At 57.0% G+C, this 26,192-nt stretch carries 20 protein-coding genes and 1 pseudogene; 14 read left to right on the plus strand and 7 right to left on the minus strand.

Going from position 1 to position 26,192, the window contains the following annotated elements:
• The first annotated feature begins 3 nt into the window (after positions 1–3).
• The 5 genes from AC559G_RS14890 to AC559G_RS14910 all read left to right on the plus strand — a co-directional run bounded on the left by AC559G_RS14890 (position 4) and on the right by AC559G_RS14910 (position 5,977).
• Positions 4–1,083, plus strand: coding sequence for a phosphotriesterase family protein (locus tag AC559G_RS14890; protein WP_498913046.1), 1,080 nt, complete (start codon positions 4–6; stop codon positions 1,081–1,083).
• A 13-nt stretch (positions 1,084–1,096) separates the two neighbouring features.
• Positions 1,097–1,852 (plus strand): glutamine amidotransferase, encoded by a 756-nt coding sequence (locus tag AC559G_RS14895; RefSeq protein ID WP_498913047.1) that lies wholly within the window; start codon positions 1,097–1,099, stop codon positions 1,850–1,852.
• Positions 1,852–2,973 (plus strand): M20 family metallopeptidase, encoded by a 1,122-nt coding sequence (locus AC559G_RS14900; protein WP_498913221.1) that lies wholly within the window; start codon positions 1,852–1,854, stop codon positions 2,971–2,973. The genes AC559G_RS14895 and AC559G_RS14900 overlap by 1 nt, the downstream gene beginning before the upstream one ends.
• A gap of 301 nt (positions 2,974–3,274) precedes the next feature.
• Positions 3,275–4,207: an AEC family transporter gene (locus AC559G_RS14905; protein ID WP_498913048.1), complete on the plus strand. Its 933-nt coding sequence runs from the start codon at positions 3,275–3,277 to the stop codon at positions 4,205–4,207.
• 96 nt (positions 4,208–4,303) lie between these two features.
• Positions 4,304–5,977: an acetolactate synthase large subunit gene (locus AC559G_RS14910; protein WP_498913049.1), complete on the plus strand. Its 1,674-nt coding sequence runs from the start codon at positions 4,304–4,306 to the stop codon at positions 5,975–5,977.
• A 46-nt stretch (positions 5,978–6,023) separates the two neighbouring features.
• On the opposite strand, the gene AC559G_RS14915 is transcribed toward AC559G_RS14910, so the two are convergent.
• Both AC559G_RS14915 and AC559G_RS14920 read right to left on the minus strand, forming a co-directional pair.
• A complete protein-coding gene (locus AC559G_RS14915; RefSeq protein ID WP_498913050.1) occupies positions 6,024–7,184 on the minus strand; it encodes a glycerate kinase in 1,161 nt (386 codons plus the stop codon).
• Positions 7,185–7,203: 19 nt separating this feature from the next.
• Positions 7,204–7,983: a 3-ketoacyl-ACP reductase gene (locus AC559G_RS14920; protein WP_498913051.1), complete on the minus strand. Its 780-nt coding sequence runs from the start codon at positions 7,981–7,983 to the stop codon at positions 7,204–7,206.
• Positions 7,984–8,464: 481 nt separating this feature from the next.
• Here AC559G_RS14920 and AC559G_RS14925 point away from each other — a divergent pair, with 481 nt between their 5' ends.
• From AC559G_RS14925 to AC559G_RS14945, 5 genes are all read left to right on the plus strand, one after another.
• The gene (locus tag AC559G_RS14925; RefSeq protein ID WP_498913052.1) at positions 8,465–9,580 is read left to right on the plus strand and encodes a sugar ABC transporter substrate-binding protein; all 1,116 of its coding nucleotides are present in this window, start codon (positions 8,465–8,467) and stop codon (positions 9,578–9,580) included.
• Between the two features lie 258 nt (positions 9,581–9,838).
• A complete protein-coding gene (locus tag AC559G_RS14930; RefSeq protein ID WP_121525193.1) occupies positions 9,839–10,801 on the plus strand; it encodes an ABC transporter permease in 963 nt (320 codons plus the stop codon).
• A gap of 5 nt (positions 10,802–10,806) precedes the next feature.
• Entirely contained in the window at positions 10,807–12,312 is a 1,506-nt protein-coding gene (locus tag AC559G_RS14935) for a sugar ABC transporter ATP-binding protein (RefSeq protein WP_498913053.1), read from the plus strand.
• A 20-nt stretch (positions 12,313–12,332) separates the two neighbouring features.
• Positions 12,333–13,349 (plus strand): ABC transporter permease, encoded by a 1,017-nt coding sequence (locus AC559G_RS14940; protein ID WP_498913054.1) that lies wholly within the window; start codon positions 12,333–12,335, stop codon positions 13,347–13,349.
• A gap of 15 nt (positions 13,350–13,364) precedes the next feature.
• Complete coding sequence (locus AC559G_RS14945; RefSeq protein WP_498913055.1) at positions 13,365–14,408, plus strand: zinc-dependent alcohol dehydrogenase; 1,044 nt, start codon at positions 13,365–13,367, stop codon at positions 14,406–14,408.
• A 72-nt stretch (positions 14,409–14,480) separates the two neighbouring features.
• On the opposite strand, the gene AC559G_RS14950 is transcribed toward AC559G_RS14945, so the two are convergent.
• Positions 14,481–15,509 carry an aldo/keto reductase gene (locus AC559G_RS14950; protein WP_498913056.1) on the minus strand — a complete coding sequence of 343 codons (1,029 nt, stop codon included), beginning with the start codon at positions 15,507–15,509 and terminating at the stop codon, positions 14,481–14,483.
• 205 nt (positions 15,510–15,714) lie between these two features.
• Here AC559G_RS14950 and AC559G_RS14955 point away from each other — a divergent pair, with 205 nt between their 5' ends.
• Positions 15,715–17,226 (plus strand): acyl CoA:acetate/3-ketoacid CoA transferase, encoded by a 1,512-nt coding sequence (locus tag AC559G_RS14955; RefSeq protein ID WP_498913057.1) that lies wholly within the window; start codon positions 15,715–15,717, stop codon positions 17,224–17,226.
• A gap of 250 nt (positions 17,227–17,476) precedes the next feature.
• Here AC559G_RS14955 and AC559G_RS14960 read toward each other — a convergent pair whose 3' ends face one another.
• From AC559G_RS14960 to AC559G_RS14975, 4 genes and pseudogenes are all read right to left on the minus strand, one after another.
• Positions 17,477–17,731, minus strand: coding sequence for a colicin E3-like toxin immunity protein (locus AC559G_RS14960; RefSeq protein WP_498913058.1), 255 nt, complete (start codon positions 17,729–17,731; stop codon positions 17,477–17,479).
• A gap of 13 nt (positions 17,732–17,744) precedes the next feature.
• Positions 17,745–19,637, minus strand: coding sequence for an S-type pyocin domain-containing protein (locus tag AC559G_RS14965; RefSeq protein ID WP_498913059.1), 1,893 nt, complete (start codon positions 19,635–19,637; stop codon positions 17,745–17,747).
• A gap of 76 nt (positions 19,638–19,713) precedes the next feature.
• A pseudogene (locus AC559G_RS14970) lies at positions 19,714–20,850 on the minus strand (tail fiber domain-containing protein).
• Between the two features lie 379 nt (positions 20,851–21,229).
• On the minus strand, positions 21,230–21,874 hold the full coding sequence (locus tag AC559G_RS14975; RefSeq protein WP_121554738.1) for a TetR/AcrR family transcriptional regulator: 645 nt from the start codon (positions 21,872–21,874) through the stop codon (positions 21,230–21,232).
• 326 nt (positions 21,875–22,200) lie between these two features.
• Here AC559G_RS14975 and AC559G_RS14980 point away from each other — a divergent pair, with 326 nt between their 5' ends.
• The 3 genes from AC559G_RS14980 (at position 22,201) to AC559G_RS14990 (ending at position 26,191) form a co-directional block, all read left to right on the plus strand.
• Positions 22,201–23,718, plus strand: coding sequence for an aldehyde dehydrogenase family protein (locus AC559G_RS14980; protein ID WP_498913060.1), 1,518 nt, complete (start codon positions 22,201–22,203; stop codon positions 23,716–23,718).
• Between the two features lie 22 nt (positions 23,719–23,740).
• Complete coding sequence (locus tag AC559G_RS14985) at positions 23,741–25,327, plus strand: GMC family oxidoreductase (protein ID WP_498913061.1); 1,587 nt, start codon at positions 23,741–23,743, stop codon at positions 25,325–25,327.
• 114 nt (positions 25,328–25,441) lie between these two features.
• Positions 25,442–26,191, plus strand: a complete 750-nt coding sequence (locus AC559G_RS14990; protein WP_498913062.1) for an electron transfer flavoprotein subunit beta/FixA family protein — start codon at positions 25,442–25,444, stop codon at positions 26,189–26,191.
• Position 26,192 lies beyond the last annotated feature (1 nt).

Below are 26,192 nucleotides of genomic sequence, written 5' to 3' on the forward strand. Positions count from 1 at the left end.
GCCATGAAAGGATCGATTTTTCGCCACCCGGAACCGCTGCCGGTCGGCGTTGGCAGCGGTTATGTGATGACGGTGCTCGGCCCGCTGCCGGTGGCGCAGATGGGCGTAACGCTGATGCATGAGCATATTTTACTGGATGCCGCCGGCAAATGGGTGCCGCCCTGCTGCTGCAGCGAACGGCACATCGCGGAAATGCCGGTGCGGATGGAAAACCTGGGCGAACTGTCCCTCAATCCATTGATGAGCAGAGACAACTGCCAGCTGTTCGACGTCGATTTGGCCATTGAAGAGCTGATGAAGTATCGGGCACTGGGCGGGGAAACGGTGGTGGATCCGACCAACATCGGCATCGGCCGCGATCCGAAGGCGCTGCAGCGCATTTCAAGGCTCAGCGGGCTGAATATCATCATGGGAACCGGGCTATACCTGGAGCCTTCGCACCCGCAGTGGGTCAAGGAGATCAGCGTCGACGCCCTTGCCGAAAAGCTGATTTATGATCTGGGCGGGCGGGAAGAAAAACCCGAGGTGATCGCCGGGCTGATTGGCGAGATCGGTATTTCCAGCCGCTTCACCCTGGATGAAGAAAAATCGCTACGTGCCGCCGGGCGCGCCAATGCCGCAACCGGCGTGCCCATCGAAGTGCACCTGCCGGGCTGGGAGCGCCTGGGGCATAAGGTGCTGGATATTTTGGCGGAAGAAGGCGCCGATCTACGCCACACCGTGCTTTGCCATATGAACCCCAGCTTCGCCGATAAAGCCTACCAGCGCAGCCTGGCCGCTCGCGGGGCGTTCCTTGAGTACGACATGATCGGCATGAGCTATTACTATGCCGACGAGGCCGCCCAGTCCCCTTCCGATGAAGAAAACGCCCGCGCCATCCGCGAACTTATCGATGACGGTTTTATCCATCAGCTGTTGCTGTCGCAGGATGTCTTTTTGAAAACCATGCTCACCCGCTACGGCGGCCACGGTTATGGCTACATCCTTAAGCACTTTGTGCCGCGTTTGCGCCGCCATGGCGTCAGCGGCGAACAGTTGGAAACGCTGATGATCACCAACCCGCAGCGTGTTTTTGGCGGGTAACAAGGAGAAAATAATGCAAAAGACAGTATTACTGGTCGGTGAGTCCTGGAACAGCAGCGCCACCCACGTAAAGGGCTTCGATCAGTTTTTCACCTCCACCTGGCACAGCGGCGCGGATGCCTTTCTCGAGGCGCTGGCAGACAGTGACTATCAGATCACCCATATGCCGGCCCACGAAGCGCAGAGCCATTTTCCAACCACGCTGGCGGCGTTGCAGCAGTGGGACGTGATTATCCTTTCGGATATCGGCGCCAACACCCTGCTGCTTCATCCGGATACCTGGCTGAAAAGCCGCCGCACGCCGAACCGGCTGGCGCTGTTGCACGACTATGTCGCCGCAGGCGGCAACCTGATGATGGTTGGCGGCTACTTCAGCTTCCAGGGCATTAATGGTGCGGCGCGTTTTCGCAATACGGCCGTTGAAAAGGTATTGCCGGTGCGTTGCCTGCCCTGGGATGACCGGGTGGAAGTGCCGGAAGGCTGCTACCCCGAGCTGGTGGCGCAGCACCCGGTGTTGGAAGGGCTGCAAGGCGAATGGCCGTGGTTGCTGGGCTATAACGAAGTGGAAATGCACCCCAAGGGGCAACTGCTCGCTACGATAGCCGGCAGCGGCCACCCGCTGATCGCAGTGCGCGAGTATCAGCACGGGCGTTCGCTGGTCTGGACCAGCGATATGTCGGCCCACTGGCTGCCGGAAGAGTTCAGCGCCTGGGAAGGCTACCGCCGCCTGTGGATAAACTGCCTGAATTGGTTAACCCGCGTATGCTGATGAACGATGCCGCCCTTGCGCTGGCCAGGCAGCTATTGGGCTTTAATACCATCAATCCGCCGGGTGACGAACAGGCCTGTATGGCGTTCCTGGCCGGCTGGCTACAGGCCCGCGGCTTTGAGGTGGCGCTGCATGAATTCGGCGATAAACGCGCCAATCTGGTTGCCGTCCTCCCCGGCCAACAGGCCGGGGCGCCGCTCGGCTTTACCGGGCACCTGGACACGGTGCCGTTAGGCAACCAGCCGTGGCGCTACGATCCTTTCGGCCATGATGTGGAAGACGGCAAACTGTATGGCCGCGGCGCGAGCGATATGAAAGCGGCGATTGCCGCGTTTGCCTGCGCCTGCGTGCGCCACCGCCAGCAGATCCAGGCGGGCTGCGGCGTGGTGTTGTTGCTAACGGGCGGGGAAGAAACCGGCTGCGACGGCGCCAAGGCGCTGATGCAACGCGGCCCACTCCCCGAAATCGGCGCGTTGATCGTCGGCGAGCCGACCGCCAACTACCCGGTGATCGGCCACAAGGGCGCGCTTTGGCTGCGCTGTGAAACCCAGGGCAAAACGGCGCACGGCGCCATGCCGGAGTTGGGCATCAATGCCATTTATCTGGCGGCAGATGCGCTGGTGAAAATCCGCCATTTTTCCCCCGGGCCGCCCCATCCGCTGATGCGCCAACCCACGCTGAACGTCGGCAGGATCCAGGGCGGCTTGAATATCAATTCAGTTCCCGACAGAGCGGCGTTCGACGTCGACATCCGCACCGCCCCCAATCTGCAACATGAGGAAATCTGCGGCCGGCTGCATAGCCTGCTGGGAAGCGGCGTTAGCCTGTCGCCGCTGGTCGATCTGCCGGCCGTGCTGACGGAAGCCGCCACGCCCTGGATCCAAACCCTCTACCGGCTATGCCAGCCCTACCATGATGCGCCGCTGGCGCCGCGCATCGTGCCCTATTTTACCGACGCCTCGTTGCTGTTGCCGGCGCTTAACCACCCGCCCTGCGTTATTCTCGGCCCCGGCGAGCCGGCCATGGCGCACCAGACGGATGAATATTGCGAGCTGGAAAAACTCCGCCAGGCCGAAGAACTGTACGGCGACATTATTTTATCCTGGATGAATAAACAGTAACGGTGAAAAACAGCCTGCCTATGGCGGCTCTGCGCGAAAAAACCAGGGAAATTAACTCCTGCCTAATAATTAATTCCGCATTGAATAACACATGATATGAATTATCTTTATAAAAGATTCATTAAAGAGTAATCAGGTAGAATTAGTTTTATTATCCTCTCACTAATTGATAAATACCATGAGTTAAGAATGAAACAATGAGTTATTTCATTTCAAAAAATAACAGCACTTTTCGTTGAGCCAAAATGAAAATAACGGCGTAGGGTCACTATTACGTTGTTTATTGAATAAGGCATGCGCTGTGGAAGAAACAATTATTGCATCACTGCTGCCCATCGTTGTGACGCTATTTCTTGGTTTTTTTGCCGGCTGGCACCATGATTTCGATTCCAAACAGGGCGCGGTGCTCAACCGCATGGTGATGCTATATGCCCTGCCGCTAACGCTGTTTGCCGGCATGATGGGGGTGGAACGCGCAACGCTTCTGCAACAGGGCACCATGGCGCTGCTGCTGGTGATCGGTATGGTGGGCGGCTACGCCGCCGTTTTTATCGTCTCGCGCTATCTGTTCCGCGTTGCCAGTAAAGTCGCCGCCTTGCAGGCGCTGGCGATCGCCGGCCCGGCCGTGCCTTTTGTGGGCGTGCCGGTGCTGGGCTTTCTGTACGGTGGGTTAAGCACCGTGCCGATAGCATTATGCAGCATCATAATGAACCTGGTTCAGGTGCCCATTACGCTGCTGATACTTTCACACGGCGCCGCAGATTCGGCCGGCGGGAATAAAACCTTTCTCGCCAATATTAAGGCGACACTCAAAGAGCCGGTCGTGTGGTCGCCTATTTTAGCGTTTATCCTGCTGCTGTTGAACGTGCATATTCCAGGCCAAATTCGCTCATCGTTGCAATTATTGGGTAGCGCCACCGGTGGTGTGGCGCTATTTGCCTCCGGGATTATTTTATATTCCTATCACGTCAGCCTGAACCTGACGGTGGTGCTTTCCGTACTGGCGAAAAATATTCTGCTGCCGGGGCTAATCCTGCTGTGCGGACTGGCTATGGGCGTCACCGGCAATACGCTGAATATTTCCGTGGTTACCCTGGCGATCCCAACGGCGTCCATTTGCGTCATTCTGGCGGTGCAATATCACACCGCCGAGCAGGAAATGGCATCCACATTATTTTTCAGCACCATTTGTTCGATTATCACCATGGGCGGGCTGCTCATCTATTTGCACTAAGAGCCTATCCCAGTAGGCGTTATTGTCGCAGCCAGTTTGGACACGGCCAGCGCGCAAAGCCGCCAAGGTACACACCTTCTTTAACGGAGAGTTGAAATGAACACACCGAATAGCAAACAGAAGAATGTCGCAGAATTTATTGTCTCTTGTCTGGAAGCCGAAGGCGTTAAATACGTCTTTGGCATCCCCGGCGAGGAGAATATCAAACTGGTTCGCGCCGTCGCCGCGTCCGAACATATCCGTTTCATTCTGGTGCGCCATGAGCAAGGCGCTTCCTTTATGGCGGATATTTACGGGCGCTTAACCGGCCGGGCCGGGGTTTGCACGGCCACGCTGGGGCCGGGCGCTATCAACCTGCTGCTCGGCACCGCCGATGCGCAAACCGATTCCAGCCCGCTGGTGGCGATTTCCGCCCAGGTCGGCCTGAATCGCATCTATAAAGAGTCGCACCAGATTGTCGATCTGGTTTCCATGTTCAAACCGATCACCAAATGGGCCGATGTGGTGCTGACGCCGCATGCCGTGCCGGAAATGGTGCGCAAGGCCTTTGCGCTGGCGCAGGAGGAACGCCCCGGCGCCACCTACCTGGCGATCCCACAGGATGTGGAAAGCGCCGTCATGCCCGCAGAGCTACGGCCATTAACGCCAACCCGCGCCACACAAACCTACCCTTCTCCAGCCGCGGTCGAAAGCGCCGTGGCGCTGTTGCGCGCCGCGCGCAACCCGGTGATTCTGGCCGGGCACGGGGTTGCCAGAACCGGCTATGCGCCGGCGCTGGAAGCCTTTGCCGAGCGTTACCACCTTCCGGTCGCCACCACCTTTATGGGCAAGGGCGTGATTAGCGATCGCAATCCTCTGGCGCTGGGGGTGATTGGGTTTATGCAGCACGACTATGAAAACTTCGCCTTTGATCAAGCGGACCTGATCTTATCCGTCGGTTATGAGCTGCAAGAGTTTGCCCCAGAACGCATGAACCCGCACGGCGATAAAAAAATCATTCACGTTAATACGTTTTCGCCAGACACCGATGCGCATTACAGCGTGGACGTCAGCATTGAAGCCGATATCGGCCTGTGTCTGGCGGCGCTGGCCGGGAAGCTGGGCGACAGCCCACTGAAAGCGCAGGGAAACGTGGCGAAAATCCGCGATTTGCTTAGCAATGAGCTGAAAAAAGGCCAGGCCAGCAGCGATTACCCACTAAAACCACAGCGTATCGTTGCCGATATCCGTGCCGTAATGGGCGACAACGATATCGTGCTGGCGGATACCGGGGCGATAAAAATGTGGATGGCGCGTTTGTATCCCACCTATCACCCCTTGACCTGCCTGATTTCCAACGGCTTGTCCACCATGGCGTTTTCCCTGCCGGGGGCGATTGGCGCCAAGCTGGCCTGCCCGGAACGCCAGGTTCTGGCGGTGATGGGGGACGGCAGCTTTATGATGAACTCGCAGGAAATCGAAACAGCGGTGCGTGAAAAGATCCCACTGACGGTGCTGATCTGGGTTGATGAAAGCTATGGCCTGATCAAATGGAAAATGGATATCGAAGAAGGCTCCCATGACAGCGTGGATTTCACCAACCCGGACTTCGTGAAATACGCCGAAAGCTTTGGCGCCAAAGGCTACCTGATTGACAGCGCGCAGGCGCTGCGCCCGACGCTGGAAAAAGCCCTGAGGGAAAACGGCGTCTCGGTGATCGCCTGCCCGGTCGATTACAGCGAAAACATGAACCTGATTAATACCCTGGGCCAGCTCAGCATCGCCCTGTAAGCCCTGCTGCCGCCCCTGTCAAATGCCGGCAGGGGCGCAGCCGGGTTCAGCCGCCCACCGGCAGGGTTTGTCGTTCGGCGCCCAGCAGCCACAGCGCCGCAAGATTATAGGCGGCGCTTTCCAGCAAACTGCTTGCCTCGCGCAGCGCCTGCTCATAGGCGATCACCCCAGGCACCAGCGAAAACGCCGACGTTAACCCCAACGAATACAACTGTTCATAGCCGGCGCCCAGACTGCCGGCCAGCACCACGCACGGGCAACCTTGCGCCGCCGCCCGGCGCATTACCCCCGCCGGCGCCTTGCCGTTGGCGGTTTGCGCGTCAATGCGCCCTTCCCCGGTGATCACCAGATCGGCGCCCTGCAGCTGATTATCAAAATCCAACGCGTCCAGGATCACCTCGATCCCCGGCCGCATATGTGCGCCCAACAGCGCAATCAGGGCGGCGCCCAGCCCACCGGCGGCGCCCGCGCCGGGATAATCGGCAATACGCTGGCCGGTTTGCGCGCTGATGACAGCGGCAACATGCTGCAAATTCGCCTCCAACTGCGCCAGCATGGCCGGCGTGGCCCCTTTTTGTGGCGCGAAAACCGCCGTTGCGCCGCGCGGCCCCACCAGCGAGTTGGTCACATCGCAGGCCACCTGGAGCGCCACGTGGCGCAGGCGCGGATCCAGCCCGCGGGTGTCGATCGCCGCCAGCGCGTTTAACGCCCCGCCGCCGCGGGCGATCTCTTCGCCCTGCGCATTGCGGCAACGGGCGCCCAACGCCTGCAACATGCCGATGCCGGCATCATTCGTGGCGCTACCGCCTAACCCAATGATGATGCGGCTCGCTTGATGATCCAGCGCCGCGCGGATCAGCTCCCCAACGCCAAAGCTGGTGGCCAACAGCGGGTTACGGCTTTCCGGCGCCACCCATTGCAGGCCGCAGGCGGCGGCCACTTCGATCACTGCCGTCTGCCGATCGCCCAACAGGCCAATAAACCCGGCCACCGGTTCCCCCAGCGGCCCGGTGACCGGCACCGGCACTTTCCGGCCGCCGGTGGCCGCCAACAGCGCCTCGACAGTGCCTTCGCCGCCATCCGCCACGGGCAGCTTTACCGTTTCCACCCCCGGGATCGCCCGCCGTACTCCGCGCGCGATCGCCTCCGCCACGGCACTGGCGCCAAGGCTTTCTTTAAAAGAGTCTGGTGCAATAATCACTTTCATCGGCCGCCATCCTTGTGCGTCAGAAACGTGGCACCAGCATACCGCCGTCGGCGCTGATGGTGTGCCCGGTCAGATAAGGCATGCCGCCGCTGGCCAGGGTTTTAACGATCGTGCCGATCTGGCTTGGGGTGCCCAACGTGGGGAGCAACGTCAGCCCGGCATCAACCCGCTGCTGGTAGCTTGCCAGCGACGGCTGCGTCATTTCCGTCACGATCAGGCCGGGCTGGATATCAAATACCTGCACCCCGGCCTCGGCCAACCGCCCGGCAAACAGTTTCGCCACCATGGCGGCGCCCGCCTTGGAAACACAGTATTCGCCGCGGTTGATAGAGGCCGCCACCGCATTTGACGAGGAGACAACGATCAGGCTGTAGTGCAGATGCGCCGCGAGCGGGCGCGCCAGCAAGCGCCTGGCGAACGCCTGGCAAAAGAAAAACGCCGCCCGCGTGTTAACCGCCTGGCAGCGATCGTAGCTTTCCGGCGTAACCTCAAGCAGATCACCGCGCTGCAACACCGAAACCCCGGCGTTATTCACAAAGGTGGTTAGCGGCCCCAACGCGGCCTCCGCCCGTTCGAGCATCGCTGCATGCTGGCTGATATCCGCCACGTCCCCAGGCACCGCCAGCGCTTGCACGCCGCAGCCGGCCAAGCGCGCAACCGCGGCGCGCAGCTCGTCGGAATCCTGAAAGTCATTCAGCGCAATGTGGAAACCGGCCTGCGCCAACTGCCAGGCAATTTCAAAACCGATACCGCGGCCGCCGCCGGTAATAAAGGCCACCTGTTGAGTCTGTTGTTCCATCACTGTTACCTAAATGTTTGATAAAAGTGCCAGGAAGCATAGCGCCAACATCGCCATTTTGTAAATACATAGTTACTTACTTATCTTGTTTAGGATCCTTATTGCAGGGATATGAAACTGTTAGCGTTGATTCGCCGATGTTTTGTGATTGATATCCCAAACACAGGTAAAACCCGGCGCCGCCAAGCCGATAATAAAAATCATTAAAATCATAAAACTAGCTTATTTCCCCGGCGGCCAACGGGGAATAAGCGCGCTATGCCATCCGCTATGAAAAATCCCACTAACCGTTTCTAAAACAGATAGTTAATTAAAAAACAAATCACGATTCAGCCAGGAATAAACACCGCCGCCAGGGAAAATTGCCAATTGATTACCTGGGTGTTATATCATCACTTGTAAGTAATTAGTTACTTACATGTAAATAAAAAATATCTTACCCACTGTACCCGAAGGCTTCACCACAACAGGAACCAACGCCATGTCATTTATTAAAAATTTCATCGAAAAAAGCGTGGTTAGTCGCCGTGAATTTATTCTGAAAAGCGCGCTCGGCCTGGGGAGCGTAGCCGCATTACCGCTGAGTGCGCCGTTGTCGAAAGCCTTTGCCGCCGGCGCGCAACAATTCACCCTCGCCTGGGGCTACCGCGATCCTGACAACGCCTATTGGAACGCGATTGCCGCCGGCGGGCGCGCCTATGCCCAAAGCCAGAACGCCGATATGGTCAGCCTGATCAACGGCGGGAACAATGAAAAAGTGCTTTCGGATGTCAAAGCGCTGCTGGCCAAAACCCAGGGGAAACTGGCGCTGGCCGCCGACGCCAACGATGCGCCCAACGCCCGCGCGGTGGTGACGGCCTGCCAGGAGCGTGGCGCTTTCATCAGTACCATTTGGAACAAAACCGACGATCTGCACCCCTGGGACTTCGGCGATAACTATGTGTGCCACATTAGCTGGTCGGATTACGAACCGGCGCAACAGTGCGCCCAGATCCTGTTTGACGCGATGGGCAACAGCGGCGGTATTGTCGGGCTGGGCGGCATCGCCTCCAACATTCCGGCCATTGAGCGCAAGGCCGGGCTGATGCAAAAATTGAAGGAACACCCGGAGATCAAACTGCTCGATTGGCAAGATGCCGACTGGAGCACCTCCAAGGCCAATGACATGATGGCCACCATGCTGACCCGCTTTGGCGACGACATTAAAGGCATTTTCTCCGCCAACGATAGCATGACCCTCGGGATTATCGAAGCGCTGCGCGCCGAAGGCCTGGCCGGGCAGATTCCGATTGTGTCCTACGACGGTACCCCCGACGTGGTCAAGCTGTGCATCGCAGGCGAGGTGCTGTGTACCGTCAGCACCAGCCCTTACTGGGCCGGCGGCATCGCGCTGTCGTTGGCGCACCATGCCGCTATCGGCAGTTTTAAACCTTCGGCGGAACCCCACGAACACCGCGAATTTTATGGCCCCACGGTGTTGATTACCAAAAATGACGCTCAACAGTGGTACAAGGAAAATATCGAAAACACCCCAACCGTCGACTGGAATAATTATTGGGCGCAGTCAAAAGGACAAATTAAATATCGCAACTTATAAACCGTTGCCACACGCCAAGGATCAATCGCTACTTGTTAATAATATAGCCAAAATAATTCGAGTTGCAGGACAAAAACGCAAAAGCGTTTTTGAACAGCGCTAGCGCTGGCCCCGAAGGGGTGAGGCCGTATGGCCGAATCACGCGGCAACGCAGTGAACCCCCAGGAGCTTACTTGAGTAAGTGACTGGGGTGAGCGAGGAAAGCCAACACACCTGCAACTTGAAGTATGAAGGGTATACCTTTATAAAAGGTGGAATATGTCACAACTGCATGTTAAAGACCTATTGCGCAAATGGGCGCCGGTGATGGTGTTATTAATGCTCTGCATAATAATTAGCGCCATTAACCCCAGCTTTTTATCCATGCGCAATTTCTCACGTATTATGACCGCCACCGCGGCGCCGTTAATGGTCGCATTAGGCATCACCTTTATCATTATCATGGGCTCAATCGACCTTTCCATTGAGGGCGTTTTAGCATTCAGCGGCGCATTGCTGGCGATGATGATGATTCACTGGGGAGGATTTACCGGGCTGGGTTATCTCGCTATTCCGGCTACCTTATTATTGTCCGCCGGCCTGGGGCTGTTGACCGGTATTATTCATATCAAACTTAAAATCCCCTCTTTTCTGGTTAGCCTGGGGGTTGGCTTTAGCCTGGTGGGCGCCACCATGGTGATCACCGGCGGGGAGCGAATTCCGCTGGCAGATCCGGTATTCCGCCTGCTGCTGACCGAGCGTTATCTTGATTTTCCGCTGATGGTGTATTTGGCCTGGATCGGCTTTTTTACCGCCTGGTTTATCCAGGAGTACACCGCGCTGGGGCGCAACTTCTATGCCGTGGGCGGCGGTGAGCACCTGGCCTATGCGTCGGGGCTGCACGTTAATCGCATCCGCGTGCTGGGCTTCGCGCTGGCCGGCGCGTTCTATGGCCTAGGGGCGATTTTCGCCGTGGCCCGCCTGGGATCGGTGGCCAGCAACCTGGGCGATGGCTACGCCTTTGTGGCGATTACCTCGGTGGTGGTCGGCGGCACTTCGCTGATGGGCGGCAACGGCGGGGTCTGGCAAACGTTGATCGGCGTGCTGATCATCAACGTTATCAACAACGGCATGGTCCTGGTGGGCTTCCCCACCTATATCCAGCAGGGGGTGTTGGGCGCCCTGGTGATTGTGGCCGTGGCACTGGTTACCCAGCGTAAACGCTTACAAATTGTGAAGTGATCATCATGCTTGAATTCAAAAATGTAGCAAAGACCTTCCCCGGCGTGATTGCCTTGCAAAACATCAACCTGCAAATAAAACCCGGCGAAATCGTCGGGCTGGTCGGCGAGAACGGCGCGGGTAAATCAACGCTGATGAAAATTATCTACGGCGCCTATCAACATGACAGCGGCGAGGTGCTGATCGACGGTAAACCGGTGGTATTGCGCACGCCGCGCGAAGCCATGATGAAAGGCATCGGCATGGTATTTCAGGAACAATCGCTGATCGCCAACCTGACGGTGATGGAGAATATCTTTCTGGGTTTTGAGCAGCCGTTTAAAACCCTGGGCGTGATTAACTGGAAACGCATGGCGAAAGCCGCACGCCAGCAATTGGCCAAGGTAAGGCTGGATATCGATCCAAAAACCATTACCGCCGAATTGTCTTTTACCCAGCGGCAATTGGTTGAGCTTGCCAAAGTGTTGACACTGGAAGAACGCAGCGATGGCCAGCTGATTATTTTACTTGATGAACCGACTTCGGTATTACCTGCAAAAGAGATTGATATTCTTTTCGATTTAGTGCGCGAATTAACCAGCCGCGCTTCATTTATTTTTGTATCGCACCGAATGGATGAAGTTATTAACCTGGCCGATCGCATTTATGTCATGAAAGATGGGCAAATAATGGACATGGTTACACGTGATAAATTTGACGTCGCGGCAATCCAGCGTAAAATGGTCGGCCGTGATATTGATCAGCGTTATTTTCGTGAACATCGGAAAGTGGCTTATAACGCCGAGAAATTATTACTCGAGCTAAAAAATATCAGTTTGCCGGGCCACTACAGCAATATTTCATTACGCCTGCACGCCGGGGAAGTATTAGCGCTGGTGGGCACCGAAGGCGCTGGTACCGAAGAAATTATTCGCACCGTTTTTGGCCTGGCGCAGCCCGAACAAGGCGAAGTCACGATTTATGGCAAACCGGTTAAGGCATTTTCCCCGGCCTACAGCATCAGCCAGGGGGTCGGTTATATCCCCCGCGAACGCAAAGTCGAAGGTATTGTGGAAGGCATGTCGGTGGCGGAAAACATCACGCTGGCCAACCTGCACGACTACGCGCGCGCCGGCGTGCTGGCGGTAAACACCGAGCGCCGGCTGGCGCAGGAATGGGTCAGGAAACTGGCCGTCAAAACAGCGTCCATTGATACCCAGTGCGGCAAACTCTCCGGCGGCAACCAGCAAAAGGTGGTGTTGGCCAAATGGCGCACCGCGGGCGCCACGATCATTTTGCTCGATCATCCCACGCGCGGGCTGGATATCGGCGCCAAGGAGGATGTGTACGATCTGGTGCGTGATTTCACCGACGAACAGTGCGGCGTGTTGCTGATTGCCGATTCACTGGAAGAGGCCATCGGCCTCGCTCATACCATCATCGTGTTTAAGGATGGCAAGCGGATGCAGCAGTTCGATTGCTGTGGGGCCAATCCCCCCGGCCAATATGACTTGTTGCAGCATATCGTATAGATTACAGAGGTCTGACCCCGATGAAAATTAATCGTACCGAGCCGCTCGTCCTCGCCGCCGCCAACCCGGCGCAGAGCAAAAAACGCCTGGATGCTGTTTCGTTCGACACACTAAAACGTTACCTGCCGATCCTGACCTTGGCCATTCTGGTTATGCTGGTGAGCCTGTATAACCCCGATTTTCTCCTGCTCAACAACCTATTCCAACTGCTGCAAGATGCCTCTACGCTGTTTATCATGGCGCTGGGCATGACGTTCGTTATCTATATCGGCGGCATCGATCTGTCGGCGCAATCGATCGCCAGCATGTCGACGGTGGTGCTGGTGGTGCTGCTGACGCAGATCGGCATTCTGGCGCTGCCCGTCGCCCTGCTGGGCGGCGCGCTGTTCGGCTGCATTTCCGGCTGGGTGCATACGCGCTTTAAAATCTCTTCGTTCATCACCACCCTGGCGATCGGCGGCGTGGCCTACGCCACCGGCCAGGTGCTCTCGGGCCAGCGCGCCTTCTATATTCCGGCGGATATTCGCAATGAAACCGTCGGCTGGATGACCGGCACCCTGTTTAGCCTCCCTAACGAGATCGTGATCGCCACGGTATTGCTGCTCGGCGCGCTGTTCGTTGAGCGCAGAACCACGCTCGGGCGCCAAATGAAGGCCATCGGCGCGGGCGAAGCCGCGGCCTGGGCCAGCGGCGTGAAGGTGATGAAAGTGAAAATGATTACCTTCGCCATCGCCGGCGCATTTTCCGCTTTCGCCGGCATCCTGTTGGCGGCCCGCCTTTCCGGCGCCTCGCCGACCATGGCAGACCAGTTTTTGTTACCCGCCATCGTCGCCGTATTGCTGGGCGGCACGCCACTGACCGGCGGTGTCGGCGGGGTTCTCAATACGCTGATCGGCACGTTAATCGTGGCCGTTATTCGAACCAGCATGACTTATTTGAACGTGGAAGCGCAAGCGCAGCAAATCTTCTTTGGCGCGCTGATGATCGTTGCCATAGCTTTCACTATCGACCGTTCAAAAATGATTACCGTAAAATAAATAGAGGAAAAATTTATGATCCCAGCCACAATGAAAGCCGCCGTGCTGACCGCACCGCACCACTTTGAGATCCAGCAGGTGGCCGTGCCCGAATGCGGCGACGACGAGGTGCTGATTCGCGTTTCGCACTGCTCGGTCTGTGGCACCGATATGCACATTTTCAACGGCCACTACTCGGCGGACAAACTGCCGTTAATCCCGGGCCACGAGTTTGCCGGCGAGATCGCCGCCACCGGTGCACGGGTTTCCGGCATCAAGCTGGGCCAACGGGTGATCGCCGATATCAATATCGGCTGCGGCCACTGCTTTTACTGCCGCCGCAATGAGATCCTCAACTGCAAAGACGTGCAGCAAATCGGCATCCACCGCAACGGCGCCTTTGCCGAATACGTGGCGGTGCCGGCGCACCTGGTGATCCCGATCGAAGATAGCCTGTCCTACAGCGAAGCCTGCCTGACCGAGCCGTTCTCCTGCGTGGTGCGTGCCCACAAAAAAATCCGCCTGAGCGTTGCCGAATCCGTGGTCATCATCGGCGCCGGCGCCATCGGCAACATGCATATCCAACTGGCGCGCCTGCTGGGCGCCGCGCCTATTATCGCTGTGGAATTGAACCCACAGCGCGCCGAGCTGGCGAAACGCTGCGGCGCCGATGAAGTGATCACCAACCCCGAAGGGGCGCTGGAACGCATTCAAAGCCTGACGCAGGGCCGCGGCGCCGATGTGGTGATCGAAAGCGTCGGCCACCCGATGCTGTACCAACAGGCGCTGACCTTTATGCGCCCCGGCGGGCGGCTGCTGGCATTCGGCCTGACCGATGCGACCACCGACATTGCGGTTAAACCGCATGACATCATTCTGAAGGAACAGGGCATTCAGGGCAGCGTGGCCGGGATGGGGGAAGATATGTATCAGGCCCTGCAGTTGCTAAGCCACCAGCGCTTTGATACCGAACCGTTCTGCTCGGGCATTCGGCCGCTGGAGAATATTCAGCAGGTGTTCGACGAGCTGAAAGCCGCGCCGAAGTACCTGAAGATGCAGATACAAATCGCCGCTAACTAAGCCTCGCCTTGCCGCGTGCGCGGCAAAGCATTATCAGCGGGGGCTGCCGAACCAGGCCGCCCCCGCGCTGTTTCAGGCCGATACCGCGCCGGGCGTGGGCGCGGCCTCATGCAACAAGCCCTGTGCGCGCAGCGCCTGCCAGAAATCATCCGCTATCGGCGCCGCAATCCACTCCAGGCAATTTTGCAGCTGCGCCGCATCGCGGGTGCCGGGTACGATGGTCGGCACGCACGGGTGCGCCAGTACGAACTGCAGCGCGGCGGCCGGCAGGCTGACCTGATAGCGGCGGCAAACATGTTCGATTTCAGCCACTTTCTGCCGCACCTGCGCACTGGCCGGCCCATAGTTGTATTTGGCGTTTTCCACCGCGCCGGTGGCCAGAATGCCGCTATTAAACCCGCCCCCGACCACCACCGCGGCGTTGCGCGCTTCACACAACGGCAGGAAGTCATCCAGCGCGTCCTGTTCCAGCAGGGTGTAGCGCCCGGCCAACAGGAAGCAGTCAAAATCGCCCTGCTGCAGCGCGGCATGGCATACCTGCCATTCGTTTACCCCCACGCCAATCGCCTTCACCACGCCTTCATCGCGCAGTTGCGCCAACGCACGGTAGGCGCCTTCCATCGCCTGGCGGAAATAGTGCGGCTGCCGCTCGCCATGGGTATAAACATCGCAATCGTGGATAAACGCAATGTCGATGCGCTCCAACGCCAGGCGCTGCAGGCTGTCTTCGATCGAACGCATCGTGCCGTCGTAGCTGTAATCAAACACCGCCTCAAACGGCAACGGCTGCACCCATACCCCGGAGTCGATTTCCGCCCGTTTCTTTGGCTTGAGCAAACGCCCGACCTTGGTCGACAGCACAAACTCATCGCGCGGATACCAACGCAGCCCGTGACCGACGCGCGCTTCGCTTAACCCATGCCCATACATCGGCGCGGTGTCGTAATAGCGGATCCCGTTTTCCCAGGCCAGGTGGATCATGTTGTCGGATTCGGCTTCGCTGATCGGCCTGAATATATTGCCGATGGGCGCGGCGCCATACCCCATCGCCGTTACCTCAATGCCGGTGCGGCCCAAAAAACGCTTCTTTGCTGGATTCATATCACGGCTCCTGTGCGGGAGAAAAAGAGATTCACATTCAGCATACAAATAACTAACAGGATGGTTATATAAGAAGATATGTTTTAAAAATGTTAACTCGCCTGCAAAGCGTTATTTTTCCCATTGCCCGCCCTGCTCTTTCTTGACATTGTAACTAACCAGTTAGTAATTTTATTGTGAAGCCCTGTTGAAGAGGAAAAGGACCATGAGTGGAAAGTTGGTGCAGGTGGACGATGCGGTAGCGCGGATCAAAGATGGCGCCACCGTTGCTTTTACCGGTTCAGGCGGCGGTTTACTGGAAGCGGATTACGTGATGGCGGCGCTGGCCGAGCGCTACCGCACAACCGGGCACCCGCGGAACCTGACGCTGATCCATGCGCTGGGCATTGGCAACGGCAAAGGGAGCGGCCTGGGCCGCATGGCTCTGCCGGGCATGGTGAAGCGCATTATCGGCGGCCACTGGTCCTGGGCGCCGGAGCTGCAAAAAATGGCGCGCGATAACGAAATAGAAGCCTATTGCCTGCCCACCGGCATCATCATGACGCTTTACCGGGAAAGCGGCGCCGGCCGGCCGGGGGTGATTTCCACCGTCGGCCTGGGCACCTTTGTCGATCCGATCCATAACGGCGGCAAATGCAATACCCTCACCCAGGAAGAGATCGTTACGCGGATCACGCTTGATGGCAAAACCTACCTGCACTATAAGCCGTTCCATATTGACGTGGCGATTATCCGCGGCTCGCAGGCCGATCTGGACGCCAACATTTCCACCAGCGAAGAACCCGCCGATCTGGATATTTACGCCGTCGCCCTGGCGGCCCACAACGCGGGCGGGATCGTGATTGCCCAGGTGAAATCGCTGCAGCAGGCCCACTTCACCCCGGCGCGCAAGGTCCGTGTGCCCGGGGTGATGGTGGATTATGTGGTTGAATATCCACAGCAGCAACAAAGCTACCTGGGCGAATACGATGCGGCGATATCCGGCCAGACCACGCCGCCGGAGCAAAAAAGCCCGCCGGTACAGCCGGAGGGGATTCGGCGCATCGTTTCTGCACTGGCCGCACGCGAACTGCGGCCCAATATGCACATCAACTATGGTTTCGGCATTCCCGGCGGCGTTTCGGCCATGGCCGATAAAACGGTGGTGGATTCCTGCTGGGAAATGGTGGAACAAGGCATCCATAACGGCGAGCTGTTGGACGGCGCCCTGTTTGGCGCCGCGCGCTACCCGCATGCGATCGTCAGTTCCCTCGATCAGTTCGATCTGTTTAGCGGCGGCGGGCTGGACATCACGTTCCTCGGCATGGGCGAAATGGACGCCGAGGGGAACGTCAACGTTTCGCAACTGGGCGATACCATCGTCGGCCCCGGCGGGTTCATCGACATCACCTGCGGCGCGCAAAAGGTGGTGTTCTGCGGCACCTTTGAGGCCAAGGGATTGGCGGTTGCTCAACGCGGCGATGCCTTGCATATCGAATCTTACGGCCAGTTGCCCAAGCTGGTTGAAAAGGTCCGCCATATCACCTTCAGCGGCCCGGAAGCGTTAAAACGTGGCCAGGAGGTGATCTACATTACCGAACGCGCCATTTTCAAACTGACCGACGAAGGGCTGGCGCTGATTGGCAAGGTAAAAGGCACCGATCTGGAACAGGATATTTTGCAGCGCATGCAGTTCCGCCCCAGAATCGACAATGTGCAGGACATCGCCCTCCGTTAGGCGGTATACAGCCCCAGGCGCCCAGCATTACGGGGCGCTAATCACAAGAGACAGTGAGGTTATCGATAATGTGCTGGCGATCGACACTGTCGGATCAACAGTCGCACCGCTCCATGAGGCAATTTTAGCGCTGATGGATGAAATTGAATCTCTGAAGGCGAGGTTGGAAAAATACAAGTCAATGGCCGGATAAACCGGCCAGATTCGCCGAAAGCATAAAAACTCCCCTCGTCCGGAGGGGAGGGGCGGGTTACCATTGATCGCGGTAATCGAATGACACTTGATAGTCATATTTGCCCAGATCAATTTGATGAATCAGGTATTTCTGAAGGTAGGGAACCCAAGCAGGAATAACATCAAAGCCGCCATTATTAATGATGTTCTCTTTTGGATTAACCGTCTTTTCAATGACGGTATCATCATCTCCTAAATCTGGAGAATACTCTTCACCAATAAAGTCTTCGTTTTTTTTATCAAACCAAGTTAAATTTATCTTTATGCCCATAATGTTAATCTCCTTATAAATATTTTTTGATGTTTCGTTTAGGGTCTGCGGGTTTTAGTTGTTTGCCAGTTTTCGGATCAAATGCACCTATATGCTGACCGTCGCTAGCCCTGTACCCTTCCAGTTCTCCATGCTGGGAATCCCATTCATAGATTTTACGACCTTTATCATCGATCCAACGTTTACGTGTACCCGCTCCACCTTGTTTAGGCGTTTTTTCTTTACCACGTCTTAAATCACCCAGCCCATTAATCTCTTCAGTTTTAGGGGCGGAGTGATACTCATGGCCTTTTTCTTTAACACCTCTCCTTGGTTTACTAGCCATCACATAAATCGGCTCAACCCCGGTTCCGGTTGCATCCGGCTGCCACAGGATGAAGTCTTGCATATCATGAACGACGTCTGCAGGGAAGGTCGTTACGACGATGCTATCTGCCTGCTTAACCTCCGTCCCGGTATGTACCGGTGTCGTTGGCACTGGCGAATCATTACCGGTATGGGCAGGAGCCGCAGGGCCGGTCGGCACCGGGTTTATCAATATCGTCCGTGCAGGTACACCTTCCATCGCGGACAGGGTGATTTTATCAAGCCCCGTTTTCTCATCACGGACAGGCCTGAACACGGGGACGCTTGGAGACACGCCACCAACGCCTGTTTTGACGAAGTTTACACTCTGTTTCCCATCGTTGTCGGTTGAAATAAACCCGCGAACGGGCAAATCCACCGAGGTCATTCCTGGCTGGATAGCGGTTTGACCTGCCGCCGCCAGACTTGCCTGGAAGGCAAACAGATTGACATCCCGCCCTGGAACCTGGTCACTTCCTGTTCCTGCTTCCTTCGAGTAGAAAGCGAGAGTAAATGCACCGAGCACCGACCCTGTGGCGACAACAGTGCTGGCACGTATACTGCCAACCTCATAAGCCCCTCGCCACAACGCACTGGACACCCAACCTGAAAACTCGCTGGTTGCCGTCGCGACGCCTTTCGCGACCGAAGACCACTGTATCACGCCGGGTGTGCGGTTAAGAGCCATCGTCCCTGCGGCCGCCAACGCGGCATTGGCGGATTTCACCATCTCCGGCGTGTAGATTGGGGCATCCAAAACCCCAGCCTTGGCGAACAGGGCTTTTCTTGCCTCTTCGGCTTTCCTCGCTTCCTCTGCCTTACGCGCCTCTTCGGCGAGACGATCCTCTTCAGCTTTTCTCTCTTCCTCGGCTCTGCGTGCCTCATCTGCTTTCCGAGCTTCTTCAGCCTTTCGAGCCTCCTCGGCCTTTCGGGTTTCTTCGGCCCTACGAGCCTCTTCGGCCTTGGCTTCGGCTTCTGCTCGGGCAGCATCTTCGTCAGCCTTACGTTTAGCATCAGCTTGTGTCTGACGTACCAAATTAATCATGGCCATCTCTGCTTTTGCTGCGTGTGTAGCCATCCGTGCGTTGGTTATCCTTTGTCCAGACTGCGTGCTGTTTGCCCACATAGCATTATCGTCGATTATTTTTTGCAACTCGGCCATGCGTGCGTCGGATATATTGCCTTTATACACAGAAGGAAGGCTGAATTGGTCGTTAACCGTATCTTTACCACTATTGCCTTTGTTAGGAAGCAGGCCCGGTGGAACAGGCCCCATGTCAACCACCCCTGGAGAAAAGTCGCCTTCAACGCCCACTCTGACAACTTTAGATATCCCTCTGACACGGCCGTCTTCGACAAAATAGAAGCTAAATTCTTGCGGACTGAGACCCGCAGCACGAGCTAATGAATCACCTACAGCCCGGAGTTCGCTCGATTCACTACTGCCGCGATTACCGGAGGAACCTCCAGCATTATTTCCGCCACTATTTCCGTGGTCACCGCCCCAGTGGATGCCACTACCAGCGCTCCCACTTACAGTCATTGTTCCTTCATCTTTCATATATCCATCCTTTCAATATGGATTTGTCTGCATATGAGTCTCCCTTGATAACGAAGAGAGGCTTATCATCCAATGCTTAACCAGCAATAATGGAAATGCCCCCTTCCAGCGCCGCTAATCGCAGTTCCAAGGCCTGCCGGGCCTCTCGTTCTTCTTTCAACGCCTCAACCAGCAACGCCACAACGCCATTGATATTGATGCTCCGGGCATCTTTCAGCATGCTGCCGTCATTGAGTGTCAGTTCGGTCTGTGTGACAGAATGTGGCAACACGCTTTCCACTTCCTGGGCAATGACCCCAGCTTCCGGAACTCCCTGTTTGAGGTAGGTATAGCCGCTGATTTTTTCCAGCTTATCCAGTGCGCCGGCAATCTTCTCAACGTCGGTTTTCATCCGCGCATCTGAGCTGCTGTGCCAACTCCCGTTGGTTTAGGCGTGGCCATCATTACGGAACTCATACCAACCCTGTGCGCCACCATTAGCAACATGTAGCCCCAGGAAATGGTGCTGGCCGATACGTTCATAATGGTAAAAGTCCGCAGACATATCGGCCCGGGCCTGAATCCATAGGCCATTGGTTTTCCTGCCAGTGTTGTTATCCACGCTGCGGTTGCCCGAAGCAATAATCCACCCTTCGGGATTGCGCTTGGTCAATTGCCCCACAGAAAGCTCGGCGTTGGATCTGACCTGGAGTTCGTTCCAGTTTCCTTGCCGATCCTGATAGGAAAGCAACCCATAATCCTCCTTGCCCGTGACAACCCGCGCCCCCATCATCATCGTGGTGGTCACATCACCGCCGGTGAAACAGGTTTTTATCGCCGGTGCGTTATACGTTTGCCCATTAATAAGGGAGGCTGGGCCGGTGGTTTTGGCGGCAATGCCCGCGTTGTGCGACACCAACGCGCCACCGGAAATGTCAACGCCGTTACGCAGGGAAACCCTGCCGGTTGAAAGATTAAAAGACAGCGGCCGCAGCGTATTCCACTGTCCATCCTGCGCCTGCCCGCTAGCCGTGGTCAGGGCATAAAAGTCCTTGCCGTCATTACGTAACATCACGCCGGTGTTGCCGTATGCCAGGCGGAAACCGTTTGCCGATTTGGACACCACCTCAGCATCACTGATCACACGTTTGCGCAGCGTAGACAGCGATTTCAGCTCGGTAATATCCTCATTAACACCGTTAATCACCTGCGCATTTTTCTTTTCTTCAGCCATTGTATTTCTCCATTTTCACGCTTGTTTTTTTGGTGGTTGGCAGCGCTCCGCGTCCTCCCTGGAAACCTGGCGAACAGGTACCGGAATTCATAGTTAGGCTGCATGGCCAGGAATAACACACAGAAATACTGTATGCATAACCAGCAAAATAGCGTTGTGAATATGGCGCGTCAATTGAGAGTGATAATCAGTTGTTGTGTGGTGAGTGATACAAAATCAGCGGCTTGGCGATGGGTAAACAACGTGGCGTGATGAGAGAAATACAGGCTACGCCACATACTGATTTAATCGGGGTTTCGCAAACAGAACGGTGGGTGGAATTGAAGGGAAAACCGCCGCGGCTGGCACAGCGGGCGGTTTTCAATGGCAAAGGCTGCCGTCAGGGCTTCAGGATACGCATGATGGTGTCGATGTTGAAATCCAGGCGCTTTTGCAACGCGTCGGGATCCATAAAGTTGCGGTCAAACAGGATGGCACCGGTGTATTTATTGGTGAAGTAATAGTAGCTCACCGCCGCGATGGTAATGATCAACTGTTCCGGATCCACCCCCGGCCGGAAGATCCCTTCCTGCGCCCCGCGCTCAAGTATATTGCCCATCAGGCCGACCATCGATTGCTGCGCCGATTTAATCGCCTCGGATTTTTTCAGGTGCACCGCGCGGTGGAGGTTTTCGCTGTTGACCAGCGTGAGGAACTCCGGGTTTTTCAGGTAGTAGTGCCAGGTAAAACGCACCAGGGTTTCAATCGCTTCCTGCGGCGGCAACCGCTCAAGATGCAGCTTCTTTTCCGCCTCGCGGATGTCCAGGTAGGAATCTTCAACCACCTTCTGAAACAGCTCTTCTTTGCTGCCAAAATAGTGGTAGATCATACGTTTATTGGATTTTGCCTTTTCAGCAACGATATCAATACGCGCCCCCCCCAACCCTTTCTGCGCAAACTCCCGCTTTGCCGCTTTAAGAATCCGCTTTTGCGTTGCAACGGGATCGCGTACCTGTGTTGGTTTTTCGGCTGTTATTTTAGTCATTTCTCGTTTTTTATCGCGTAGATGGCCTGTGATTACATCTTTATCACTTTATGGAAATCAAGAGAATTTTTCCACTTTATGTTTTTTCTGCTAAGCGGATAACAATTTTATTACAAAACCCCTTACTCCCCCCAGACGATGCCAAAACCCGTGCTAGTATATGTAACTAATTGGTTATATATGGTGTGAAATCTTTTTTCTAAACAGACGATTAATTGCAAATGCAACCAATACAGCCGGCTAGCCGCATGCAGCCCGCGCCGCTGGCCCACCGGGCGCACACCGCACCGTGCGCCGGCCTGTTCAAGAATGATGAGAGGGAGAGTATGGGTAACTTTTTTCATAATGTTGACTTGAATCATCCATTGCTGCCGGCAAAAGCACATGAGTTCCAGATGTTCATCAATGGCGAATGGACCCAGGGGCACGCAACGGCGTTTTTCACCCGCAATAGCCCGGCGCACGGTATCCCGGTCAGCCGCTATCCGGCCGGCACCGCCGAAGATGCCGATGCCGCCATTCAGGCCGCGCGCCACGCCTTCGATTCCGGCGTGTGGTCGCGCCGCAGCGGCGCAGAACGCGCGCAGGTGCTGCTTGCCACCGCACAGTTGATCCGTAAACACCTCGATAAGCTCACCCTGCTTGAAACGCTGGAAACCGGCAAACCGCTGGGCCAGGCGCGCGGCGAGATCCTGGCGGCGGCCGATATCTGGGAATACGCCGCCGGGGTGGCGCGCAGCATCAGCGGCGACAGCTTCAACAACCTTGGCCAGAATATGTTCGGCCTGGTCACCCGCGAGCCGATCGGGGTGGTGGGCGTGATTACGCCGTGGAACTTCCCGTTCTTCATCGGGGCGGAACGCTACCCTTATATTCTGGCGGCCGGCTGTACGCTGGTGGCGAAAGCGGCCGAGATCACCTCCGGCACCACGCTGCTGCTGGCGGAGCTGCTGCAGGAAGCCGGCTTGCCGGACGGGGTATTCAACGTGGTGACCGGCGCCGGCAACGTGGTCGGCCAGCGCATCACCGAACATAACGATGTGGATATGGTGTCGTTCACCGGTTCCACCAGCGTGGGCCAAAGCACGCTGCGCGCCGCCGCCGGCAATATCAAGCGTCTGGGGCTGGAACTGGGGGGCAAAAACCCGCAGATCGTGTTCGCCGATGCGGATCTGGATGCCGCGCTGGACGGCACGCTGTTCGGCTTTTTGTTCAATACCGGCCAGTGCTGCGTCAGCGGCAGCCGCCTGCTGGTGGAGCGCTCAATCCATCAAGCCTTCTGCCAACGCCTGGTGGAGCGGGCGCAGCGGGTCAAGATTGGCGATCCGTTGCACGAAGCGACCCAGGTTGGGGCGATCATCAGCGAAAAGCATCATCAAACCATTTTGGGCTATATCGCCCAGGGCAAACAAGAAGGCGCGCAGCTGCTGACCGGCGGCAACGCCATTGCCAGCAACGGCGGTTGGTTCATCGAACCGACCATCTTCGACAACGTGACGCCCGAGATGGCTATTTTCCGCGAAGAGATCTTCGGCCCGGTGCTGTGTGTCACCCCGTTTGACAGCGACGAAGAAGCCATCGCCATCGCCAACGACTCCTGCTACGGCCTGGCCGCCAGCATCTGGACGGCCAATCTGGATCGCGCCATTCAGGGGTTCCGGGATTTGAAGGCCGGCCGTTTGTGGGTGAACACCACCATTGCCGGCGGCCCCGAGCTGCCCTCCGGCGGCTTTAAGCAATCCGGTATCGGCCGTGAAAGCGGCACTTACGGCGTTGACGAGTATACCGAACTGAAATCGGTCCATATCCAGTTAGGGCAACGCAATAAATGGCTGGCTGATTGAGTTAATTATCGGGGAATCAGGCATGTATGATTATATAGTTATTGGTGGCGGTTCGGCCGGCAGCGTGCTGGCGGCGCGGTTAAGCGAGCAACAGGCATGCCGCGTTTTGCTGGTTGAAGCCGGGCCCAGGGATACCAACCCTTACATTCACCTGCCGGTAGGGTTCAGCAAAATGACCGGCGGCCCGTTGACCTGGGGCTTCCATACCGCTGCCCAGCCGCATATGAACCAGCGTGAAATGCTGTTCGCCCAAGGGCGCGTGCTGGGGGGCAGCAGCTCGATCAACGCCGAAGTTTTTACCCGCGGCAACCCGGCGGACTATGACCGTTGGGCCACGCAGGAAGGCTGCGAAGGCTGGTCGTTTGCCGATATTCAACGCTATTTCATCAAGGCGGAAGACAACGATACCTTTTCCGCGCCCTGGCACGGCAACGGCGGGCCGCTCGGCGTATCCAGCCCGATAAACCCCAACCTGATGAGCAAAACCTTCGCCAAAGCCTGCCAGCAGGCCGGGTTGCCCTATAACCCCGATTTCAACGGTGAAAAACAGGCGGGCAGCGGGCTTTACCAAACCACCACCCGCCATGCCCGCCGCTGCTCCGCCGCCGTGGGCTACCTGAAAGATGCGCGCAAACGCAAAAACCTGACCATTATCACCGGCTGCCAGATCGCCCGGCTGTTGGTGGAAAACCAGCGGGCGGTCGGCGTGGAAGTGGTGCGCAACGGCCAGTTGCAGCAGTTGCGCGCCAGCGGCGAAGTGATCGTCAGCGCCGGCGCAATCGGCTCCCCCAAGCTGTTGTTGCTTTCCGGCATCGGCCCGGCGGATAGCCTGCGCCAATTGGGCATCCCGGTGGTGGCCGATCTGCCCGGCGTCGGGCAAAATCTGCAGGATCACCTCGGGGTCGATCTGATCTACGAACTGCGCCAGCCGCTGAGCTACGACAAATACAAACAGCCGCACTGGATGTTGTGGGCCGGGCTGGAATACCTGCTGTTCCGTAAGGGGCCGGTTTGTTCGAACATTGTCGAAGGCGGCGCCTTTTGGTCTGTTGATCCGCAATCGGCAACGCCGGACACCCAAATCCATTTCCTGGCCGGCGCCGGAGTGGAAGCCGGCATCCCGCCGGTCAAGTCAGGCTCCGGCGTCACCATCAACAGCTACTTCCTGCGCCCACACAGCCGGGGCAGCGTCAGCCTGCGCACCGCCAACGCCGCCGACGCCCCGCTGATCAACCCCAACTACCTTGCCGATCCGCGGGATCTCAAGATGACGGTGGCGGGCATCAAACTGATGCGCGAGATCATGGCGCAGAGTGCCTTCGCGCCCTACCTACGCCGTGAACATATGCCCGGCGACGGCGTGCAAAACGACGCCGCGTTGGAAGACTATATCCGCCAGTTCGGCCGCACCTGCTACCACCCGGTCGGCACCTGTAAAATGGGCGGCGATCCGCAGGCCGTGGTGGATACCGCCCTGCGCGTACACGGCATCGCCGGGCTGCGCGTGGCGGACTCTTCGGTGATGCCAAGCCTGGTAAGTTCCAACACCAACGCACCGACGATTATGATCGCGGAGAAAGCCAGCGATCTGATTATCGCAGCACAATAATCACGGATGTTACGCCGGATGCCATGGGCAAAAATCGGTTGAATTTATAACTAAATAGTTATTTACTTAAATGTAAAAAAAGAACCCTATACCACCTTGAAGGGGAATAAGCTGATGAAAATTCTGGTACCCGTCAAACGCGTTGTCGATCACAACGTCAAGGTCAGAGTGAAGAGCGATCACAGCCAGGTCGATCTGGCCAACACCAAAATGGCGCTGAACCCTTTTTGTGAGATCGCGATAGAAGAAGCCGTGCGGCTGAAAGAAAAAGGCATCGCCAGTGAGATCGTGGTGGTGACGATTGGCCCGGATGCTGCGCAGGAACAGCTGCGCACCGCGCTGGCGATGGGGGCCGATCGCGGCCTGCTGATCGCCTGCGATAGCCCGCTGGAACCGCTCACGCTGGCAAAAGTGTTGGCGAAGGTGGTGGAACAGGAACAACCGCAGTTGATCTTAATGGGCAAACAGTCGATCGACGGCGATAACAACCAAACCGGGCAGATGCTGGCGGCCCTGTGCGGCTATCCGCAGGCGACCTTCGCCGCAGCGTTGGCGATTGAAGGCGGCGAGGCGCTGGTGACCCGTGAGGTTGATGGCGGTCTGCAACGCCTGGCGCTGTCTCTGCCGGCGGTGGTGACCACCGATCTGCGCCTTAACCAACCCCGCTATACCTCTCTGCCGAACCTGATGAAAGCAAAACGCAAACCGCTCAACGTCACACCGTTTAGCGACTACGGCGTTGAACCGCGCACGCACGTCAGTCTGCTGAAAGTGGAAACGCCGCCGGCCCGCCAGGCGGGCGTTCAGGTAGCCAACGTCGACGAACTGATCGATAAGCTGAAACACCAAGCGAAGGTAATTTGAT

The organism is Gibbsiella greigii, assembly GCF_039540155.1.
Taxonomy (GTDB): Bacteria; Pseudomonadota; Gammaproteobacteria; order Enterobacterales; family Enterobacteriaceae; genus Gibbsiella; species Gibbsiella quercinecans.

Coding starts and splice junctions, on each gene's coding strand:
- AC559G_RS14890 (WP_498913046.1), top strand. CDS start 4: ATGAAAGGATCGATTTTTCGCCACCCGGAACCGCTGCCGGTCGGCGTT.
- AC559G_RS14895 (WP_498913047.1), top strand. CDS start 1,097: ATGCAAAAGACAGTATTACTGGTCGGTGAGTCCTGGAACAGCAGCGCC.
- AC559G_RS14900 (WP_498913221.1), top strand. CDS start 1,852: ATGAACGATGCCGCCCTTGCGCTGGCCAGGCAGCTATTGGGCTTTAAT.
- AC559G_RS14910 (WP_498913049.1), top strand. CDS start 4,304: ATGAACACACCGAATAGCAAACAGAAGAATGTCGCAGAATTTATTGTC.
- AC559G_RS14915 (WP_498913050.1), bottom strand. CDS start 7,184: ATGAAAGTGATTATTGCACCAGACTCTTTTAAAGAAAGCCTTGGCGCC.
- AC559G_RS14920 (WP_498913051.1), bottom strand. CDS start 7,983: ATGGAACAACAGACTCAACAGGTGGCCTTTATTACCGGCGGCGGCCGC.
- AC559G_RS14925 (WP_498913052.1), top strand. CDS start 8,465: ATGTCATTTATTAAAAATTTCATCGAAAAAAGCGTGGTTAGTCGCCGT.
- AC559G_RS14930 (WP_121525193.1), top strand. CDS start 9,839: ATGTCACAACTGCATGTTAAAGACCTATTGCGCAAATGGGCGCCGGTG.
- AC559G_RS14935 (WP_498913053.1), top strand. CDS start 10,807: ATGCTTGAATTCAAAAATGTAGCAAAGACCTTCCCCGGCGTGATTGCC.
- AC559G_RS14940 (WP_498913054.1), top strand. CDS start 12,333: ATGAAAATTAATCGTACCGAGCCGCTCGTCCTCGCCGCCGCCAACCCG.
- AC559G_RS14945 (WP_498913055.1), top strand. CDS start 13,365: ATGATCCCAGCCACAATGAAAGCCGCCGTGCTGACCGCACCGCACCAC.
- AC559G_RS14950 (WP_498913056.1), bottom strand. CDS start 15,509: ATGAATCCAGCAAAGAAGCGTTTTTTGGGCCGCACCGGCATTGAGGTA.
- AC559G_RS14955 (WP_498913057.1), top strand. CDS start 15,715: ATGAGTGGAAAGTTGGTGCAGGTGGACGATGCGGTAGCGCGGATCAAA.
- AC559G_RS14960 (WP_498913058.1), bottom strand. CDS start 17,731: ATGGGCATAAAGATAAATTTAACTTGGTTTGATAAAAAAAACGAAGAC.
- AC559G_RS14965 (WP_498913059.1), bottom strand. CDS start 19,637: ATGAAAGATGAAGGAACAATGACTGTAAGTGGGAGCGCTGGTAGTGGC.
- AC559G_RS14975 (WP_121554738.1), bottom strand. CDS start 21,874: ATGACTAAAATAACAGCCGAAAAACCAACACAGGTACGCGATCCCGTT.
- AC559G_RS14980 (WP_498913060.1), top strand. CDS start 22,201: ATGGGTAACTTTTTTCATAATGTTGACTTGAATCATCCATTGCTGCCG.
- AC559G_RS14985 (WP_498913061.1), top strand. CDS start 23,741: ATGTATGATTATATAGTTATTGGTGGCGGTTCGGCCGGCAGCGTGCTG.
- AC559G_RS14990 (WP_498913062.1), top strand. CDS start 25,442: ATGAAAATTCTGGTACCCGTCAAACGCGTTGTCGATCACAACGTCAAG.